This window comes from Pseudomonas sp. H1_A03, assembly GCF_054685145.1.
On record NZ_CP162829.1, the window covers coordinates 1153155 to 1168784 of the forward strand.

A 15630-nucleotide genomic window follows, 5' to 3' on the forward strand; every position below is an offset into this window, starting at 1 on the left:
GGATTATCCTCGGATCGCCCAGAAGGCCAGGTTCAAGCCCGGGAACTGCCCGGCGATGTGGAAAGCGAAACCGCCGGAATTGCTCAGCTGTTGCCAATGCTCGCTGCCACGATCCAGCTCGTAATACGTCGAGCCTGCGTGGTACGGCAGTTGGCGTGGCGCCACCGGCAACGGCAACAGGCCGATCCCCGGCAGTTGCAGGTTAACCATGTCGCGGATGTGCTCCACCGAACCGACTTTGCTCTGCTGGCCGAAGCGCGCGCGCAGGGTTTCACCGGGCACATCGGCGCGCACCACCAGGATGAAGCTGGCGCTGTCGATCAGGGTTTTGTCGGCCAGCATCGCCACGTGGATGCCATAGGCTTTCTCCACAATCGGGATCGGCGTGGCTTTGCTGTCGATCAGCATCGACAGCGCTTCACGCAGCGCGGCCATGACCGGGGCGAAGCTCAGCACCAGGTCGTCGTGCTGGTAGTGCGGGTATTCCTGAGGGCGCCGGCCCGAGGTCGAGAACGTCGAAAACTCGCCGGCCAGGCTGACCAATTCACTGAAGAAGCGTTCAGGATGCAGCGGGCTCAACTGGCTCAAATGCTGGATCAGCGGTTGGGCCCGGTTGACCAATTGCAGCAGCATGAAATCGGCAATCTCCGAAGCACCACCCGCGCCCGAGGCAACTACGCGGCCGGCCAGGGCTTCGCCGCGCTGGTGCAGCAGGCCGAGCAGCTCGCTGCGAAACGCCGTCAGCGGTTTGCTTGCGGCCACGTCCAGTACGGGCGGGATGTAAGTGTCGTCGAGCACCAGCGCACGGTCGACGCGTTTTTCCTTGATGCGCACCAGGCCGATAGCGGCGTAATCGCTGACGCCATCCTGGGCGGTCAACAGGCGCAGGGCGCGAGAGCCGACAGCCACTGGCGCACGGTTTTCGAAGGGGGCGTTGTCGTCACGTACTTCCCGCACCTGGCTCACATAACGCGCGGCTTCCAGGGCCTCGCCTTCGTCCACGGTATCGCGGGCGCCGGCGCGCTTGAGCGGCAAGGCCAGGTACACCAGGCCGTCGCGCAGGTTGTCGTCGATATTCAGCGGGCTCGGCGCGAGGTCATCATGGGGGATGTTGAAGGGCGTACCGTCGGGCAACAGGCCGCGCGCCGAGACGATTGCCAGTTTGCCCTGGGCCAGCAGGCCCTGATCGATCAGCAACTCGGAAAACCCCCAGGCGCCTGCGGACAACGGGCGGCTGCGGGCGTCGATCAGGTTTTCCAGGTAACGGTCATGCTGTTGGAAGTGCTGCGTTCCAATGAACATGCCTTCCGACCAGACCACGCGATTGTTCCAGGACATGGGGGCTCCGATTGCTTCTTATTGGGCAGGGCTGGATGGGGAGACCACGACGTCGGCGCGCACGGCACGTACATCGAGGCTGATCTGGTATTCGGTGTACTGGCGCGCGGGCACGTTGATCACCGTGCGCCATTGCGCGCGGTCCAACTCTCGATAGCCCACCAACAGCCCGATCTGGCGCGTGGACGGGTCGAGGTCGCGCTGGATGCTCAGTTGCTCGCCGGGCTGCACCATCACTTCGTCCTGGTCCAGCAGGTCCAGGCCGAGGGTGGATTGCGCGCGATCCGCCAGGGCGAAGTAATCGGCGCGTGCGAAGGTGGCGGCGTTTTTCAGCTCGAAAATACGCACCCGCACCGGGGCGGCCTGGCCGTTGGCGCCGGGGTTAAGCCCGTTGATCGCGTGGAAGTGCAGCTCGACAGCAGCTGTATCGGCCTCTGCTTCTGCCACCGCTTCGGGTTTCGCGGCGTCTTTGGCACACGCCGTCAGCAGTAGCAAGGTGGCGACTGCGAGTAAAAACCTGGGAATCATCCTGCGTCCTCAATGACGTACTTAGCTATCCGTTAATCCATGTGTTGCGGCGCGGGTTTAGCGACGCTGTCGTGCGCTGTGTTCTTCGTAGGCCCGGCTGAATTCGCGGCCGAACAGGTCCTGGAAATCTTCCTGGGCCTCGCGGGAAATATTGCTGTAGAGCTCGGTGAACTGCTGCCAGTACTGGGCCTGGCGCGAGCCGTTGAAAATGCTCGACAGCCCGCCGGGCTTGCCCATGCGTTCTTCCAATTGCGCGGGTTCAAAACGGCTGAGCAGGTGCTTGATCGCCGCCTCCACGCCGGCCATCACCGCCAGTTGGTGGGCACGCAGGTCGTTGAAACTGTCGCGTACGGCGAGGTCCGGTGCCATGAACGCCTGGTTACCGTGACGCAGCAAAAGCAGCAACGCTTCGTCGGCATTCGGGGCGAATTTCAACGGATTGTTTTCTGCAGGCTGGATCATCGTCTGCTGCATGCGGAATTCGCCCTTGAGGCTGGCGCGGGCACGCAACACGTCGATCAGGCCTTCGACCATCAGACGGTAGCTGCGGCCGATGCTTTCCATCTGGGCTTGCGCCTGGGTTTTATCGAGGCTCAGTTGATCGAGACCAGCACCGCGCAGGAAGGCTTGCAGGAGATCGGGTTGTTGGCTGTCTGCCACTGGGCGCACAGGCTCGACCACGGGTGGCGGCTGGATCGCCGGCGCGGGCGGTGGAGTGGGTGGTGCGCTGACCACCGGCGCCGGCGCATCGCCAAGCAGGTCCCAATCCTCAGGAATCACCGAACCTGACACCACAGGTTTCTCGACCACTGGCACGGTGACGGGCGTCGGCGGGCGGAAGTCATGCTGTTCAGAGGGCACGTGATCCGCCACGGTCGGCGGCGGCACGGCGGTGGGACTGAGGAAGTCAAACAGGTCCGGCAGGGTGTCCATCGACGAAGCGCCCTGGAACTGGGGCGCGATAACCGGTGCTGGGATTGGCGTGGGCATGCTCACCACGGCGCCCAGCAGCGCTTCAAAGCTGTTCGGCGAATCACCGGCAAACGGCTGGCTCTCGACGGCCTGCACGTTGAAATCGATACGTGCCTGGATCTCGTAATCGCCGATACGGATCAACTCACCATCTTGCAGCGGCTCGCTGTTACCCCGGCGCATACGAACACCCGCTTTAACCAACTCCACACCATTAGTGCTGTTATCGGTTAGGTAATAACGGCCGTCTTTGTATTGAATAACACAGTGTTGCGAGGAAACCAGGCGCTCAGGGTCAGGCAGGATCCAGTCATTTTCCGAGCTGCGGCCGATAGCAATCGCGCCCTGGTTCATGGACTTTTCGGAGCATTGCCCAGGGGTAATCTTGTGATAACTAGTGATAGTCAAACACAGCGACATCTTGCCTCCTTGCTGATACTTCGCGCGCGGTCGATTCCCGGAACTGCGCCTCCGGGATATCCTCATCAGGTCGAGCAACCGACCCTATAACCTGCCAATGCCAGCATGATCGCTGATCTTAACTGGGCTCTGTAACAAAAATCCTGCCCCGGTGCGTCGTTCGACCCACCAGTCGCCCAGGTTGTTAAGCACCGCACATCTGTCACAGAGGGCGAATAGCTTACCTTGACAAGGCATAAGTACTACACCAAAAATGCACAACTTCTTGAATACCAGTAATGGCACATTAATAGCAGTGCGCCTATATGACCAAGAAAACATGCAAAGTTCCTCGCGCAACTAACGCATGAATTGCCCGTCATCTAACGGGCTGATAGGGAGATCGATTTCAGTGGATGTGCCGTTGCTGCTCACCGCCGTTTCTACGACTTCGCCGTGTGGCGAAGACATGGAATATGACGCGCAATTTTTGCAATTGGAGCGTGATGCCAAGGGCCAACCCGAGCGCAGCATGGGCGACTCCACCCTGCCCGCTGAACCGCCGGAATGGCGCAGCATCCAGCAGCAAAGCCTCGACTTGCTGGCGCGCAGCAAAGACCTGCGCATCACCCATTTCCTGCTGCAAAGCTCCCTCGCCCTGCAGGGCGTGGCTGGCTTAGCCGAAGTCCTGACACTGATCAACGCGTTGCTGCGCGACTACTGGGCCGACCTGCACCCGCGTCTGGATGCCGACGACGATAACGACCCCACTGTGCGCATCAACGCCCTCACCGGCTTGACCTGCGACACCAACATTCGCCTGCTGCGCGAAAGCATCCTCACGCGTTCACGCACTTTCGGCCCCGTGAGCCTGCGCGCTGCGCTCAACGCCAGCGGCCTGCTGAGTTTCCCCGATGAACAACTCGGCGCCCAGCAACTCACCGCCGCGTTCCTCGACAGCGACCCCGAGCAACTGCAAGCCACCCGTGACGCCCTGATTGCAGCGCGTGCGGCGTGCGAAGCCATCGAACAGCAAGTCAATGATCAGGTCGGTTCCGCCCAGGGCGTGGACCTCAGTGCCTTGAAGCAGCCGCTTAAACAGGCGTTGCAGATACTCAATCAAGCGGTGCCTGGCACCGACAGCAGCAGCGAACCCGAGGCCGTCAGTGACGACAATGCCCCCTCGGTCGACTTCGCCGCCGCCCCCGCAGCACCGCGCCCCGCTGGCGATATCGCCAACCGCGACGATGTGTTGCGCAGCCTCGACAAGATCCTTGCGTACTACACCCGGCACGAGCCTTCGAGCCCGTTGCCGGTGCTGTTGAACCGGGCGAAGCATCTGGTGCACGCCGACTTCGCGGCCATCGTGCGCAATCTGATTCCCGACGGCATGTCCCAATTTGAAAACCTGCGCGGCCCGGACGGCGAGTAAGCCGCCCGGCAGTCCAGTAACAACACCGTCGCTCAAGCGACCAGGAGCAGCAACGTGGCGAAGCAAAGTTCTCAGAAATTCATCGCGCGCAACCGCGCGCCTCGAGTGCAGATCGAGTACGACGTCGAGCTTTACGGCGCCGAGAAAAAGGTCCAGCTGCCCTTCGTGATGGGTGTGATGGCCGACCTCGCCGGCAAGCCTGCCGAGCCTTTGGCGGCGGTGGCTGACCGCAAGTTCCTTGAAGTGGACGTCGACAACTTCGACTCACGCCTCAAGGCCATGCAGCCGCGCGTGGCCTTCCACGTACCGAACGAGCTGACCGGCGAAGGCAACCTGAGCCTGGACATCACCTTCGAAAGCATGGACGACTTCAGCCCGGCCGCCGTGGCACGCAAGGTCGACTCGCTGAACCAACTGCTCGAAGCCCGCACCCAGCTGGCCAACCTGCTGACCTACATGGACGGCAAGACCGGCGCTGAAGAAATCATCATGAAGGCGATCAAGGACCCGGCATTGCTTCAGGCACTTGCCAGCGCGCCTAAGCCTGCAGGGGACCAGTAATCATGACTGACAATACCGCCCGCGAAGGCTCCCAGATCCTGGGTACCCAGACCGAAGAAGCCAGCGAGTTCGCGAACCTGCTGCTGCAGGAATTCAAGCCAAAGACCGAGCGTGCCCGCGAAGCCGTCGAAACGGCCGTGCGCACCCTGGCCGAACAGGCCCTGGCGCAAACCGACCTGGTGTCCAATGACGCGATCAAGTCGATCGAATCGATCATCGCCGCCATCGACGCCAAGCTGACCGCCCAGGTCAACCAGATCATCCACCATCAGGATTTCCAGCAGCTGGAAAGCGCCTGGCGTGGCCTGCACTACCTGGTCAACAACACCGAGAGCGATGAGCAGCTCAAGATCCGCGTGCTCAACATCTCCAAGCCCGAATTGCACAAGACCCTGAAGAAATTCAAGGGCACCGCGTGGGACCAGAGCCCGATCTTCAAGAAGATGTACGAAGAAGAATACGGCCAGTTCGGCGGCGAACCGTACGGTTGCCTGGTGGGCGACTACTACTTCGACCAGTCGCCTCCCGACGTAGAGCTGCTGGGCGAGCTGTCGAAAGTCTGCGCCGCCATGCACTCCCCTTTCATCGCTGCGGCTTCGCCGACCGTGATGGGCATGGGCTCGTGGCAGGAACTGTCGAACCCGCGCGACCTGACCAAGATCTTCACCACCCCGGAATACGCGGGCTGGCGCTCGCTGCGTGAATCGGAAGACTCGCGCTACATCGGCCTGACCATGCCGCGCTTCCTGGCACGCCTGCCGTACGGCGCCAAGACCGACCCGGTAGAAGCCTTCGCTTTCGAAGAAAACACCGACGGTGCCGACAGCTCCAAGTACACCTGGGCCAACGCCGCGTACGCGATGGCGGTGAACATCAACCGTTCGTTCAAACATTACGGCTGGTGCTCGCGCATCCGTGGCATCGAGTCCGGCGGCGAAGTGGAAAACCTGCCGGCCCACACGTTCCCGACCGATGACGGTGGCGTGGACATGAAGTGCCCAACCGAAATCGCGATCAGCGACCGCCGTGAAGCGGAACTGGCGAAGAACGGCTTCATGCCGCTGCTGCACAAGAAAAACACCGACTTCGCCGCGTTCATTGGCGCGCAATCGTTGCAGAAACCGGCCGAATACGACGATCCGGACGCCACCGCCAACGCCAACCTGGCCGCGCGCCTGCCGTACCTGTTCGCCACCTGCCGTTTCGCTCACTACTTGAAGTGCATCGTGCGCGACAAGATCGGCTCCTTCAAAGAGAAGGACGAGATGCAACGCTGGTTGCAGGACTGGATCCTCAACTACGTGGACGGTGACCCGGCGCACTCCACCGAAACCACCAAGGCCCAGCACCCATTGGCTGCCGCCGAAGTGATCGTGGAAGAAGTGGAAGGCAACCCGGGGTACTACAACTCCAAGTTCTATCTGCGCCCGCACTACCAGCTCGAAGGGCTGACCGTGTCGCTGCGCCTGGTATCGAAGCTGCCTTCCGCTAAAAGCGCCTAACTGACTCATGAACCGGCTCCTCTGTGGGAGCCGGGCTTGCCCGCGATGCAGGCGACGCGGTCTGCCAGTCAGACCGCGGTGATGCAATCGCAGGCAAGCCAGCTCCCACAGAAAAGCAAAGCCCCATTGGGCTTAACCAAATTTCGTGGCTTGGGCCACACAGGGAGAAAACATGGCTGTTGATATTTTCATCAAGATCGGCGACATCAAGGGCGAGTCCATGGACAAAGCCCACAAGGACGAAATCGACGTACTGAACTGGAGCTGGGGCATGGCCCAGTCCGGCAACATGCACGTTGGCGGTGGCGGCGGCGCGGGTAAGGTGAATATCCAGGACCTGTCGCTGACCAAATACGTCGACAAGGCTTCGCCGAACCTGATGATGCACTGCGCCAGCGGCAAGCACATCGACAAGGTCAAGCTGACCGTGCGCAAGGCCGGTGGCGAAAGCCAGGTCGAGTACATGGTGATCAACCTGGAAGAAGTGCTGGTCACCTCGCTGAGCACCGGCGGTTCGGGCACCGATGACCGCTTGACCGAGAACGTCACCCTGAACTTCGCCCAAGTAATGGTTGATTACCAGCCGCAGAAAGCCGACGGCACCAAAGACGGCGGCGCGATCAAGTTTGGCTGGAACATCCGTTCCAACACCAAGCGCTGATAGCCCTTGTGGCCATGGCTTCGCGCCATGGCCACAAGCATCCGCCCCGCTGAAAAACCGTCCCCTCACAACCCGTCCGTGGAGCTGCTTTGGTGGTAACTGAAATCGCTTCCCGCGACCGTCTGCAACCGTCCCTGCTGGACCGGCTGACTGACGACGACCCAACCAACCCCAAGGAAAGCGCCGACAAACGCGTGCTGTCCCTGACCCAATTAAAAGCCTCGGTGCTGCGCGACCTGGCGTGGCTGCTCAACACCACGTCGTTGCTGGATGCCGACGCCACGCTGCACACCCCGGCCGGTACCTCGGTGGTCAATTACGGCCTGCCGGCGCTCGCGGGCAACAGCGTTTCCAGCGTGGACATCAAGGCGCTTGAAGCCTTGATCTACCAGGCTATTGCCACTTTTGAGCCACGCATTCTGCGCCACACCCTGCGCGTCAAAGCCCGCGTCGGCCATGGCGAGATGAACCACAACGCGCTGAGTTTCGAGATCGAAGGCGACCTGTGGGCGCAGCCGGTGCCGTTGCGCCTGTTGCTGCAAACCGACCTGGACCTGGAGTCCGGCCATGTACGTGTGGTCAACGCCGACCAGCGGAGACGCCCATGAACCCGCGCCTGCTGGAGCTGTACAACCAGGAACTGCACCACGTGCGCGAAAGCGCCGCCGAGTTCGCCAAGGAATACCCGAAGATCGCCAGTCGGCTGACCCTGTCCGGTATGGACTGCGCCGACCCGTACGTCGAACGCTTGCTCGAAGGCTTTGCCTACCTCACGGCCCGCGTGCAGCTCAAGCTCGACGCCGAGTACCCGACCTTCACGCATAACCTGCTGGAAATCGCCTACCCGCACTACCTGGCACCGACGCCGTCGATGACCGTGGTGCAATTGCAGACCGACCCGGACGAAGGCTCGCTGGCCAGCGGTTTCCCCCTGCCCCGCGACACGGTATTGCGTGCCGCGCTGGGCCGTGAAACCCAGACTTGCTGCGAGTACCGCACCGCCCACCCGGTGACGTTGTGGCCGTTGCAGGTGAGCAACGCCGAGTACTTCGGCAACCCCGCCGCCGTGCTCGGGCGCCTGGCTGCGAGCGAGCCGAAGGCCAAAGCGGGCTTACGCCTGACCCTGCGCACCGGCGCCGAGTTGCCGTTCAACAGCCTGGACCTGGATAACCTGCCGCTGTACCTCAGCGGTGCCGATGAGCAACCGTTTCGCCTTTACGAACAGTTGCTGGGCAACGCCTGCGCGGTGTTCGCGCGCAAACCCGGTGGCGATTGGGTCGAGCGCCTGCCGCCAGACGCGCTGCGTTCCCGTGGTTTTGACGATGCCGACGCGGCCATGCCGGTGGTTGCCCGCGCGTTCCAGGGCTATCGCCTGTTGCAGGAATACTTCGCCCTGCCCCATCGCTTCCTGTTCGTCGAATTCGCCGAACTGAGCCGTGCGGTCAAGCGCTGCGACGGCCAGGAGCTGGAACTGATCGTACTGTTTGACCGCCACGAACCGAGCCTGGAAGGCAGCGTCGGCGCGGCGCAGTTCCTGCCGTTTTGCACCCCGGCGATCAACCTGTTCCCGAAACGGGTGGACCGTATTCACCTGTCTGACCGCGTCAACGAACACCATGTGATCGCTGACCGCACGCGGCCGATGGATTTCGAGATTCACTCCTTGAGCGGCATCACCGGCCACGGCACCGGGCCGGAACAGCCGTTTTTGCCGTTCTACGCGGTACGCGATCCATCCCGCTACGGCCGCGACCAGGCCTATTACACGGTGCGCCGTGAGCCGCGCGTGCTGTCCAGCGACCAGCGCCGCAACGGCCCGCGCTCCACGTACGTGGGCAGCGAAACCTTTGTCAGCCTGGTGGACAGCCGGCAGTCGCCGTACCGCCATGACCTGCGCCAACTCGGCGTGACGGCGCTGTGCACCAACCGCGATTTGCCGTTGTTCATGAGCGTGGGCAACGGCAAGACCGACTTCACCCTGGCCGACAGCGCCCCAGTGTTGTCCGTGCGGTGTGTGGCAGGCCCAAGCCGCCCTCGCGCCAGCCATGCCCATGACGCCAAGGCCTGGCGCCTGATCAGCCAACTCTCGCTCAACTATCTGTCCCTGAGCGAACAGGGCCAAGGCGCGGCGGCCTTGCGCGAACTGCTGCGCCTGTATGGCGACAGCAACGACGCAGCCCTGCAATTGCAGATCGAAGGCCTGCGCGAAGTCAGCAGCAAAGCCGTGACCCGACGCCTGCCCATGCCCGGCCCGATTGTGTTTGGGCGTGGCCTGGAAATCACCCTGGAATTTGATGAAAACGCGTTTCGCGGCACCGGCGTGTTCCTGCTGGGTGCAGTACTGGAACGCTTCCTGGCACGCTACGTGTCGATCAACAGTTTTACCGAGACGGTGATCCGTACCACCGAACGCGGCGAGATCATGCGATGGAAAGCCAAGCCCGGACGTCGTCCGACCCTGTGAGTACCCTGGATGCGATGCATCAGGCGCCCTGGGAATACGATTTCTTCCAGGCGCTGCGGCGTATCGAGTGTGAATCGCCCGAGCTGCCGCGCCTGGGCCATTCCCTGCGCCTGGCGGATGACCCGTTGCGCCTGGGCCAGCAGGCTGATTGCACCTTCGCCCCGGCCACACTGGCCTCGGTCGATCCGGGTGGCGATGGCAAGCCGGCGCGACTGGAGCAATTCTTCTTTGGCCTCGGCGGCCCCAACGGCCCGTTGCCGCTGCATATCACCGAATACGTACGCGAACGCCAGCGCAACAACGCTGACAGCACCAGCAAGCAGTTTTTGGATGTGTTCCACCATCGCCTGCTGAGCCTGTTTTACCGGGCCTGGGCCGAGGCACGGCCGACGGTCAGCCACGACCGCCCGGACGATGATTACTGGTCTGCACGCCTGGCGGCCTTGAGCGGTCGTGGGATGCCGAGCCTGCTCAATCAGGGACTCATCCCTGATACCGCGAAGCTGCATTACAGCGGCCACCTATCGGCGCAAACCCGTTACCCGGACGGTTTGAAGGCGATCCTCGGCGAGTATTTCGGCCTGCCGGTGGAGATAGAAGAATACGTCGGCCAATGGCTGGAATTGCCCGAACGCAGCCGCGTGGGCGTGAGCGCCAACAGGCTGGGTGTGGACTTTTGCCTGGGCAGCTTCGTGTGGGACCGCCAGCACAAATTCCGTATCCGCCTGGGTCCGCTCAAGCTGGATGACTACATGGGCATGCTGCCCGGCCATCAGCCGTTCAACGAGCTGGTGGCGTGGGTGGCCGAGTACCTGGGCCATGAATTGGACTGGGACCTGAACCTGGTTTTGCAACAACCCGAAGTCCCGGCGCTGCAACTCAACGGCCAGTTCCGCCTGGGCTTCAACACCTGGCTCGGTAGCCCTGCGCACGACGCCAACGACCTAATCCTGGCCCGGCATTACGCCGATCAGGCCACCACCTCAAGGAATCCAGAGCATGGGTGAAATCAGTCGCGCCGCACTGTTCGGCAAACTCAACAGCGTGGCCTACAAGGCCATCGAAGCCGCCACCGTGTTCTGCAAGCTGCGGGGCAACCCGTATGTGGAACTGGCTCACTGGTTTCATCAATTGCTGCAACTGCAGGACTCGGACCTGCATCGCATCATCCGCCAGTTCAACCTGGAACCGGCACGCCTGGCCCGTGACCTGACCGAAGCCCTGGACCGCCTGCCGCGCGGCTCGACTTCGATCACTGACTTGTCGTCCCATGTGGAAGAAGCCGTGGAGCGCGGCTGGGTCTACGGCAGCCTGATGTTTGGCGAAAGCCAGGTGCGTACCGGTTACCTGGTGCTGGGTATTTTGAAGACGCCGAGCCTGCGCAATGCGTTGCTGGGCCTGTCGTCGGAGTTCGACAAGATCAAGGCCGAAGCCCTGAGCGAACGCTTTGACGAATACGTCGGTGACTCACCGGAAAACGCCCTGAGCGCCAGCGATGGCTTCAATGCCGGCGCCGTGCCGGGCGAAGCCAGCGGTGCCATGGCGCCGAGCGCGATGGGCAAGCAGGAAGCGCTCAAACGCTTCACCGTCGACCTGACCGAGCAGGCACGCAGCGGCAAGCTTGACCCTATCGTGGGGCGTGACGAAGAGATCCGCCAACTGGTCGACATCCTGATGCGCCGCCGCCAGAACAACCCAATCCTTACTGGCGAAGCTGGCGTGGGCAAGACCGCCGTGGTCGAAGGTTTCGCCCTGCGCATCGTCGCCGGCGACGTGCCGCCTGCACTCAAAGACGTGGAACTGCGCAGCCTCGACGTGGGCCTGCTGCAAGCCGGCGCCAGCATGAAAGGCGAGTTCGAACAGCGCCTGCGCCAGGTCATCGAGGACGTGCAGGCGTCGCCCAAGCCGATCATCCTGTTTATCGACGAAGCCCACACGTTGGTGGGTGCCGGTGGTGCTGCAGGCACTGGCGATGCGGCCAATCTGCTCAAGCCTGCATTGGCGCGCGGCACCTTGCGTACCGTGGCCGCCACAACTTGGGCCGAGTACAAGAAGCACATCGAGAAAGACCCGGCCCTGACCCGCCGCTTCCAGGTAGTGCAGGTTGCCGAGCCGTCGGAAGACAAGGCGCTGCTGATGATGCGCGGCGTGGCTTCGACCATGGAGAAACACCATCAGGTGCAGATCCTCGATGAGGCGCTGGAAGCCTCGGTCAAGCTGTCCCACCGCTACATCCCGGCGCGTCAGTTGCCGGACAAATCCGTGAGCCTGCTGGACACCGCCTGCGCACGCGTCGCCATCAGCCTGCACGCGGTGCCGGCGGAAGTGGACGACAGCCGCCGTCGCATCGAAGCGCTGGAAACCGAGCTGCAAATCATCGCCCGCGAGCATGCCATCGGTATTGCGATTGGTGCGCGCCAGACCAACAGCGAAGCGCTGCTGAGCGCTGAACGTGAGCGCCTCGCCACGCTGGAAAGCCGCTGGGCCGAAGAGAAAACCCTGGTGGACGAACTGCTCGCTACCCGCGCGACTTTGCGCGAGAAAGCCGGCGCCGTAGACAGTGGCGACGACGCCTTGCGCGAGCAACTGGTCGACCTGCAACAGCGCCTCAGCGCACTGCAAGGCGAAACCCCGCTGATCCTGCCGACCGTGGACTACCAGGCCGTGGCCTCGGTGGTCGCCGACTGGACTGGCATCCCGGTCGGCCGCATGGCGCGCAACGAACTGGAAACGGTGCTCAACCTCGACCAGCACCTGAAAAAACGCATCATCGGCCAGGACCATGCCCTGCAGATGATCGCCAAGCGGATCCAGACTTCGCGCGCCGGCCTCGACAACCCGAGCAAGCCGATTGGCGTGTTCATGCTGGCCGGTACCTCCGGCGTGGGCAAGACCGAAACTGCCCTGGCCCTGGCCGAAGCCATGTATGGCGGTGAGCAGAACGTCATCACCATCAACATGAGCGAATTCCAGGAAGCCCACACCGTGTCGACCCTCAAGGGCGCGCCACCGGGCTATATCGGCTATGGCGAAGGCGGCGTGCTGACCGAAGCGGTACGGCGTAAACCCTACAGCGTGGTCCTGCTGGATGAGGTGGAAAAAGCCCACCCGGACGTGCATGAAATCTTCTTCCAAGTGTTCGACAAGGGCGTGATGGAAGACGGCGAAGGCCGGGTGATCGACTTCAAGAACACCCTGATCCTGCTGACCACCAACGCCGGTACCGAGCTGATTTCCCGGGTGTGCAAAGACCCGGCGAACGTGCCGGAGCCGGAAGAAATCGCCAAGGCCCTGCGCCAGCCGCTGCTGGAGATTTTCCCGCCGGCGCTGCTCGGCCGACTGGTGACGATTCCGTACTACCCGCTGAGCGACGAAATGCTCAAGGCGATCACCCGCCTGCAACTCGACCGCATCAAGAAGCGCGTGGAGAACACCCATAAAGTCGCCTTCGTCTACGACGACGAGGTGGTCGACCTGATCGTCTCGCGTTGCACCGAAACCGAAAGCGGCGGGCGCATGATCGACACCATCCTGACCAACAGCCTGCTGCCGGACATGAGCCGTGAATTCCTCACGCGCATGCTCGAAGGCAAGGCGTTGGCGGGGGTGCGGATCAGCAGTCGGGATAATGAATTGCACTACGACTTCAGCGACGCAGATTGACCTGACGGAACACGGTCAAAATGTGGGAGCTGGCTTGCCTGCGATAGCGGTGTATCAGTCAACATAAATGTTGAATGTTCAATTGCTATCGCAGGCAAGCCAGCTCCCACATTGGATTCGGTTCCTTCAGTAATCAAGACCTTTACAGGACGCCCAATGCTATTCAACCAAGCCTCACGCCTGGCCAAGATCACCAGCCCCCTCGGGCCGGATGTGCTGTTGCTCAATGAAATGGGCGGCGGTGAAGAGCTGGGCAGGCTGTTCAACTACGAACTGCAACTGACGTCCCTGGACGCCAACATCGACCTCAACCAGTTGCTCGGCAAACCCATGAGCGTGGGCCTGCAACTGGCGGACGGCGGCGAGCGGCATTTCCACGGCATCGTTGCGCGGTGCAGCCAGAACATCGATCAGGGCCAGTTCGCCAGTTACCAGGTGACGCTGCGCCCGTGGCTGTGGCTGCTCAGCCGCACGTCGGACTGCCGGATTTTCCAGAACCTGAGCATTCCGCAGATCATCAAGCAGGTGCTTCGCGACCTGGGTTTTTCCGACTTCGAAGACGCCCTGAGCCGGCCGTACCGCGAGTGGGAATACTGCGTGCAGTACCGCGAGACCAGCTTCGATTTCGTCAGCCGCCTGATGGAACAGGAAGGCATCTACTACTTCTTCCGCCACGAACAGGACCGCCATGTGCTGGTGCTGGCCGACGCCTATGGCGCCCACACTACCGTGCCCGGCTACGCGTCGATCCCGTACTACCCCAAGGACGAGCAGCAGCGCGAACGCGACCACATGCACAACTGGCACCTGGCGCAGGAAGTGCAGCCAGGCTCGCTGGAGCTCAACGACTACGACTTCCAGCGCCCCAGCGCCAGCATCGACGTGCGCTCGGCCATGCCACGCCCGCACACCGCCGGCGACTACCCGCTGTACGACTACCCCGGCACCTACGTGCAAAGCGAAGACGGCGAGCACTATGCGCGCACCCGCATCGAAGCCCTGCAAACCCTGCACGAGCAGATCGAGTTCAGCGGCAATGCGCGTGGCCTGGGTTCGGGGCATTTGTTCAGCCTCACCGGCTTCAGCCGCCAGGACCAGAACCGCGAATACCTGATCGTCGGGTGCCGCTACTACATCGTCCAGGAAAGCCTGGAAAGCGGCGGTGGCTCGGGTTCGGCGCAGTTTGAAAGCAGCCTCACCTGCATCGACGCCCAACAGAGCTTTCGGCCGCTGGCGAACACACATCGGCCCATCGTCAAAGGCCCGCAGACCGCGCTGGTGGTCGGCCCCAAAGGCGAAGAAATCTGGACCGACCAGTACGGCCGCGTGAAGGTGCACTTCTACTGGGACCGTCACGACCAATCCAACGAGAACAGCTCGTGCTGGATTCGTGTGTCGCAATCCTGGGCCGGCAAGAACTGGGGCTCGATGCAGATTCCACGGATCGGCCAGGAAGTGATTGTGAGCTTCCTTGAAGGTGACCCGGACCGGCCGATCATCACCGGCCGCGTGTACAACGCCGAGCAGACAGTGCCTTACGACCTGCCGGAAAATGCGACCCAGAGCGGTATGAAAAGCCGCTCCAGCAAGGGCGGCACGCCGGCCAACTTCAATGAAATCCGCATGGAGGATAAGAAGGGGTTGGAGCAGTTGTATATCCATGCCGAGCGGAATCAGGACATCGTGGTGGAGGTGGATGAGAGCCATTCGGTGGGGCATGACCGCAACAAGAGCATTGGGCATAACGAGACGGTGACCATCGGCAATAACCGCCTGCGCATCGTCAAGCAGGAAGACATCCTCTCGGTGGGCCAGCGCAAGACCGACAGCATCAGCCAGAGCTACGTCATCGAAGTGGGCGAAAACCTGCGCCTGGTCTGCGGTGAAAGCATCCTGGAGTTGAATGCGAGCGGGCAGATCAACCTCACCGGCGTGCAAATCAGCTTCTACGCCAGCGGCGACGCCGAGTTCAACACCGGCGGCGTGCTGCACCTGAACAACGGCGGCGGCCCCGGTGCCACGCCCGATGGCCAAGGCCAGAAAGGCGCTATCGATGCCAACATCAAAGCCGCGTTCCCCGCGCCTAAAAGTTCCTGACGAGACCTGTTTG

The 15630-nt window shown here is 62.2% G+C and carries 12 protein-coding genes; 9 read left to right on the forward strand and 3 right to left on the reverse strand.

Features of this window, described 5'->3' with window-relative positions:
* Positions 1-3 precede the first annotated feature (3 nt).
* From tssK to tagH, 3 genes are read right to left on the reverse strand one after another with little or no spacing between them, the layout of a single operon-like run.
* Positions 4-1338: a type VI secretion system baseplate subunit TssK gene (gene tssK / locus AB4O35_RS05460; RefSeq protein ID WP_065875493.1), complete on the reverse strand. Its 1335-nt coding sequence runs from the start codon at positions 1336-1338 to the stop codon at positions 4-6.
* Between the two features lie 18 nt (positions 1339-1356).
* Positions 1357-1866 (reverse strand): type VI secretion system lipoprotein TssJ, encoded by a 510-nt coding sequence (tssJ, locus tag AB4O35_RS05465; protein ID WP_065875494.1) that lies wholly within the window; start codon positions 1864-1866, stop codon positions 1357-1359.
* A gap of 57 nt (positions 1867-1923) precedes the next feature.
* On the reverse strand, positions 1924-3258 hold the full coding sequence (tagH, locus tag AB4O35_RS05470) for a type VI secretion system-associated FHA domain protein TagH (RefSeq protein WP_065946065.1): 1335 nt from the start codon (positions 3256-3258) through the stop codon (positions 1924-1926).
* Positions 3259-3649: 391 nt separating this feature from the next.
* Here tagH and tssA point away from each other — a divergent pair, with 391 nt between their 5' ends.
* From tssA to AB4O35_RS05515, 9 genes are all read left to right on the forward strand, one after another.
* Entirely contained in the window at positions 3650-4669 is a 1020-nt protein-coding gene (tssA, locus tag AB4O35_RS05475) for a type VI secretion system protein TssA (protein WP_065946066.1), read from the forward strand.
* A 54-nt stretch (positions 4670-4723) separates the two neighbouring features.
* On the forward strand, positions 4724-5230 hold the full coding sequence (tssB, locus tag AB4O35_RS05480) for a type VI secretion system contractile sheath small subunit (protein ID WP_003231688.1): 507 nt from the start codon (positions 4724-4726) through the stop codon (positions 5228-5230).
* 2 nt (positions 5231-5232) lie between these two features.
* A complete protein-coding gene (tssC, locus tag AB4O35_RS05485; RefSeq protein ID WP_065875497.1) occupies positions 5233-6732 on the forward strand; it encodes a type VI secretion system contractile sheath large subunit in 1500 nt (499 codons plus the stop codon).
* A 172-nt stretch (positions 6733-6904) separates the two neighbouring features.
* Positions 6905-7393, forward strand: coding sequence for an Hcp family type VI secretion system effector (locus AB4O35_RS05490; protein ID WP_005792512.1), 489 nt, complete (start codon positions 6905-6907; stop codon positions 7391-7393).
* 92 nt (positions 7394-7485) lie between these two features.
* Complete coding sequence (gene tssE / locus AB4O35_RS05495; protein ID WP_005792513.1) at positions 7486-8001, forward strand: type VI secretion system baseplate subunit TssE; 516 nt, start codon at positions 7486-7488, stop codon at positions 7999-8001.
* A complete protein-coding gene (gene tssF, locus AB4O35_RS05500; RefSeq protein ID WP_049710907.1) occupies positions 7998-9857 on the forward strand; it encodes a type VI secretion system baseplate subunit TssF in 1860 nt (619 codons plus the stop codon). The genes tssE and tssF overlap by 4 nt, the downstream gene beginning before the upstream one ends.
* A complete protein-coding gene (tssG, locus tag AB4O35_RS05505; protein ID WP_065875498.1) occupies positions 9821-10864 on the forward strand; it encodes a type VI secretion system baseplate subunit TssG in 1044 nt (347 codons plus the stop codon). Before tssF ends, tssG begins: the two co-directional genes overlap by 37 nt.
* The gene (gene tssH / locus AB4O35_RS05510) at positions 10857-13520 is read left to right on the forward strand and encodes a type VI secretion system ATPase TssH (RefSeq protein ID WP_065875499.1); all 2664 of its coding nucleotides are present in this window, start codon (positions 10857-10859) and stop codon (positions 13518-13520) included. The genes tssG and tssH overlap by 8 nt, the downstream gene beginning before the upstream one ends.
* Before the next feature lie 156 nt (positions 13521-13676).
* Positions 13677-15617, forward strand: a complete 1941-nt coding sequence (locus tag AB4O35_RS05515; protein WP_065946067.1) for a type VI secretion system Vgr family protein — start codon at positions 13677-13679, stop codon at positions 15615-15617.
* Positions 15618-15630 lie beyond the last annotated feature (13 nt).